Source organism: Dietzia sp. UCD-THP (genome assembly GCF_000349585.1).
Classification (GTDB): Bacteria; Actinomycetota; Actinomycetes; order Mycobacteriales; family Mycobacteriaceae; genus Dietzia; species Dietzia natronolimnaea_A.
In genome coordinates this window covers 1-4210 of record NZ_AOSR01000096.1, presented here as the reverse complement: position 1 = coordinate 4210, position 4210 = coordinate 1, and the positions used below count along the sequence as shown (strand labels likewise).

Below are 4210 nucleotides of genomic sequence, written 5' to 3'. Positions count from 1 at the left end.
CTTCATCTCGGAACGCCTGAACGTCAAGGAGGCGTGTGCGCTGTCCGGGGCGGCTGGCGCGGTGACCGAGTCGATCGACATCACCACTGCGGCCACGAACATCAACACTCGCCATCCTGCAATATCGGCGGCGTTCGCCACGACGATGCACCGGCTCACCGGCGGTCGCTTCGTCTTCGGGATCGGACGGGGCCTACGTCCCCAGATCGCCGGTCTCGGGCTCTCACAGACCACGACCAAGGAGATGGAGGAGTTCGCGCACCTCATGCGTCAACTGTGGCGCGGCGAGGTGGTGTCAGACTACGACGGCGCGTTGGGAAGGTTCCCCAAGATGGCGCTCGACCCCCGGTTCGACGAGAACATCCGCCTGGCGACTACCGCGTTCGGCCCAAGGACTCTCGATCTGGCGGGGCGAGAATTCGACATGGTCGTATTACACACGTACTTCGATGATGAGACCGTGCGGAGAATAGTGGAACGCGTGCGGACCAGCGCGGAGAAAGCCGGGAGAGATCCTTCAGAGGTGAAGATCTGGTCGTGTTACTCGACCGTCACCGACGAACTGCCGGAGGAGGACTTCATCAGGAAGACCGTGGGTCGACTGAGCACGTACCTTCAGGTCTATGGAGATCTGCTGGTGGACACCAACCGGTGGGATCCGGAGCTGCTCCGGAGATTCCGTGAATCGGAAGTCGTGAACAGCCTGACCGGGTGGGCAGACACCGTTGGCACCGCCGAGGATTTCGAGCGACTCCATGATGTGCTCCCGGCTGAGTGGCTGGCATGCGCGGCCGCCGGCACCCCGCGCCACTGTGCTGAAAAGGTAGGCCACCAGTTCGATCTCGGGGTGGACGGCGTGATCATGCACGGATCCACCCCGTCCGAGTTGAAGTCCGTCGTGGCCGCGTACGGCGAATCCGCGTCCTGAGTGTCAGACGCCCACGCACACTGCCGCGATATATGCTCACGCGAATCGTCTAGTCCCACAGGTGAATGGTGCGTCGCACTTCAGGCGGCCCGGGAATACGATGCCAATGGGTATGACTCGACGCGGAGAGGAGGGATGCAAAGGTGGCCGAGGTGGACTCGAGTGGAGAACGCGGAGTGATCAGTGCGCTCTTTAATAGCGCCGGATTAGAGGACGAGCAGCCGGCCAAACGGACCAACAAGCGCGGCCAGCAGACCCGGGAGCGACTAATTCAGGCGGCCGCCGACTGCTTCACCGAGTACGGCTATACCCGGACCAGGGTGTCCGACGTGGTCCGAAGGGCCGGCAACGCCCAGGGCAACTTCTACCGACACTTCAGCTCGCTCGATGACGTGTTCCTAGAGGTACTCCGTCCAGGCCTGGAAGAACTGTCCGCGGTCTCCCCGAAGCGGTCCGGAGACTCCGCGGAGTTGTCGAGCCTCATCGACACCAACACCAGCTACCTGCACTCGTATGCCCGTCATCGGCATATCCTGCGGCTGCTGCGTGAAGCCGCGGCTTCGAGTCCGAACGATGGTTTCCAGGCCCTGTGGTTGACGGTCCGTGGAGACTTCGTGGCCAGAACCTACCGCTGGCTGGTGCGCCTTGAAGCAGCCGGGAAGATCGACAGCGGCGACCATGAGCTACTGGCCGAGACCCTCGGTTGTCTCACTGAACAGCTCGCGTATATCCATGTGGGTCTGCCCGCGGTCACTCCGCGCCCGGAGAGGATTGACGAGTTGGGCAAGGCGTTGGGTGAGGCGTGGTACAAGCTCGTCACCGGCTCCGCCGGCTGAATGCAGGCTGGGGATCTCAACCGGCCCTTCCCCCGACTAGCAGCTGTACTCAGAACTCGATCTTAATGTTTCGCGACGTCGGTGTCGCCTGACAACCCAAGACGTACCCCTCCTCGATGTCCTCTTGTTCAAGGGCATCCGTGCGGCCCAGAGCGACCTCGCCCTGTCCAATCCGACACACGCAGGCGCCACACTTTCCTTCACGGCATGCATACGGGGTGTCAATGCCGTTGAGAACCATCACGTCGACCAACGTGTGGGTCGTCGGCCAGGCGAGGACGTGGGCGTCACCGTCGATATTGACCTCGACCAGTGCCGCATCCGAGAGGCTGTCCTCATCGATCTCGGCGATCGGCTGGAAGGGGTCGCCGCTCAGGGACCGGTATTCCTCCGTCTGGATACGAAAAGTATCGAACCCGGCAATATCGGCTCCCGCACGCACCATCTCCATGAAGGGTGCCGGCCCACAGGCGAAGATCTCACGGTCCTTGAACGGCGCGGCCCAGCCCGCGAATTCAGCGGCGGTGGGCAGTCCGCTCTCAACCTCCAACCAGTGCCGGACCACGAGCCTGTCACCAAAGTGGTCGCTGAGCGCACTGATCTCGTCTCGAAAGATGATCGAGTCCTCGTCCCGGTTCGCGTAGAAGAACGCGACCCGCCCGGTGATCGACTCCATCACAGCTCTGAGAATGGACATCGCGGGAGTCACCCCAGACCCGGCAGCGCACAGCAGGAGATCCGCTTCGGGACTGCGAGGTGAGAACTGACCACTTGGTGGCAGCACCCGCAGGGTGCTCCCCGGTGCGACGTTGTCGCACAGCCAGTTCGACCCATACCCGTCTGCCGTGCGTTTGACTGTCACCGCGAGTCCGGCCTGGGAGGGCGAGCTGGAGATGGAGTAGCAGCGGGCGACCCAGCCGTCCCGCTCGCTGGGGATGGCGAGCGTCAGGAACTGGCCAGGTGAGAACGCGTAGTCGTCCGCCATGTCGGCGGGGATCGAGAACCGGATCGTCACCGCATCGCTGGTCTCCGAGATTACCTGGTCCACTTCCAGGACGTTCCCTAGCAGGTCGGCGGACGAATCGCGCGAGTCGATCGAAGCGGGGGTGGATGTCATGTCATCACTCGTTTCAGCAGTCATCCGGTGACGGCATCGAGACGTCGGATGGGGTGGTCGGCCGCGTCACATGCGCTGGCGTACTCGATCAGAGTGCGCACGTAATGGTTGCCGGTCACGGAGGAGGTGTTCACTGAGCCTTCAGCATGGACCTTTCCAGTGGTTCCGTCGATGGTGATCACTCGGCCTGCCAGCTTCTCGACCAGGCCTTCGCCGGCGCCGACGACGCAGGGCAGGCCGATCTCGCGGCACACCAGCGCCGCATGCGACGTCGCGCCGCCCACTTCGGTGAGGACGCCCACGGACTGGAACATCGCGGGCACGTCGTCGGGAGCGGTGAACTTCCGGACGAGGATGACCTCCTTGCCTTGCTCGGTCAACGTCGTGGCTTCGTCCAAGTCCCGTGCAACGTGCCCACTCGCAACGCCCGGGCTGGCCCCGAGGCCCGTCGCCCACACTCCGTCGGTGTCATGTTCCTCATCAACCTGAACCGATTTGAGCAGCGACTCGACGTGTTCCGCGCTCACCCGAGAGATCGCCTCTGCCCGGGTGATGATTCCGGCTTCGGCCAGGTCCACCGCGATTCGAACCGCGGCCGCCGGCGAACGCTTACCTTGCCGACACTGCAGCATGTAGAGCCGTCCACTCTCCACGGTGAATTCGATGTCCACCAGGTCGCGGAGCTCCTTCTCGAGGATCGTGGCGATCCGGTTGAGCTCGGCGTACAGCTCGGGTTTCTGCTCGGCCAGCACACCGATCTGGGTGGGGGTCTGCTCACCGGAGACCACGTCCTCACCCTGGGCGTTGGCTAGCCATTCGCCGTAGAGCGCCGGCTCGCCGGAACTCGGGTCTCGGCTAAATAGAACGCCGGTGCCAGACTCATCGTCCCTGTTCCCGAATACCATGGCTTGAACCGTGACAGCTGTCCCGGTGCCCTCGCCTAGATTGTGGCGCTCCCGGTAACTGCGAACTCGCTCGTTGGTCCAGGAGTCGAAGACCGCACCGATGGCAGCCCGCAGCTGCTCCCATGGGTCCGACGGAGGGCTCTGAGGAGCGGACTCCGAGACCTCGGCGAGAACGATGTCTTTGTAGCACTTCTGGAACCGACTCCAGGTGTCGTCGGCCCACGCGGAGTCGCCGCTCTCGGCAGCGAGGGCCTCGACGAGGTCAGGGGTCAGGCCGAGGTTGAGGACGGTGTCCATCATGCCGGGCATGCTCTGGGCCGCGCCGGAGCGGACTGAGACCAGTAGGGGAGAGGGGCCAGACCCGAAGGTGCGGCCTGTGTCCGCCTCGAGCTGCCTTACCGCCTCCACGACCTCATTCCAGACC

4 protein-coding genes (1 of these 4 cut by a window edge) are annotated in these 4210 nt (G+C 63.7%); 2 read left to right on the top strand and 2 right to left on the bottom strand.

All coding sequences use genetic code 11. The features are described 5' to 3' along the window. Positions 1-928: the 3' portion of a TIGR03857 family LLM class F420-dependent oxidoreductase gene (locus tag H483_RS27100; RefSeq protein ID WP_017836434.1), read on the top strand. 125 nt of this gene lie to the left of the window's left edge; 928 of the gene's 1053 nt are visible here — the last part of the coding sequence; its start codon lies beyond the left edge, outside the window; its stop codon occupies positions 926-928. 152 nt (positions 929-1080) lie between these two features. Beyond that, a complete protein-coding gene (locus tag H483_RS27095) occupies positions 1081-1764 on the top strand; it encodes a TetR/AcrR family transcriptional regulator (RefSeq protein ID WP_031264750.1) in 684 nt (227 codons plus the stop codon). 49 nt (positions 1765-1813) lie between these two features. On the opposite strand, the gene H483_RS27090 is transcribed toward H483_RS27095, so the two are convergent. Further along, the gene (locus H483_RS27090; protein WP_017836432.1) at positions 1814-2881 is read right to left on the bottom strand and encodes a ferredoxin--NADP reductase; all 1068 of its coding nucleotides are present in this window, start codon (positions 2879-2881) and stop codon (positions 1814-1816) included. Positions 2882-2901: 20 nt separating this feature from the next. Then, positions 2902-4210, bottom strand: a 1309-nt coding sequence (locus tag H483_RS27085; protein ID WP_017836431.1) for a pyruvate, phosphate dikinase, incomplete at its 5' end; no start/stop codon positions are given.

Excerpts from the sequence above, each read along its gene's own strand:
- H483_RS27090 (WP_017836432.1), bottom strand. The coding sequence starts at position 2,881 with ATGACATCCACCCCCGCTTCGATCGACTCGCGCGATTCGTCCGCCGAC.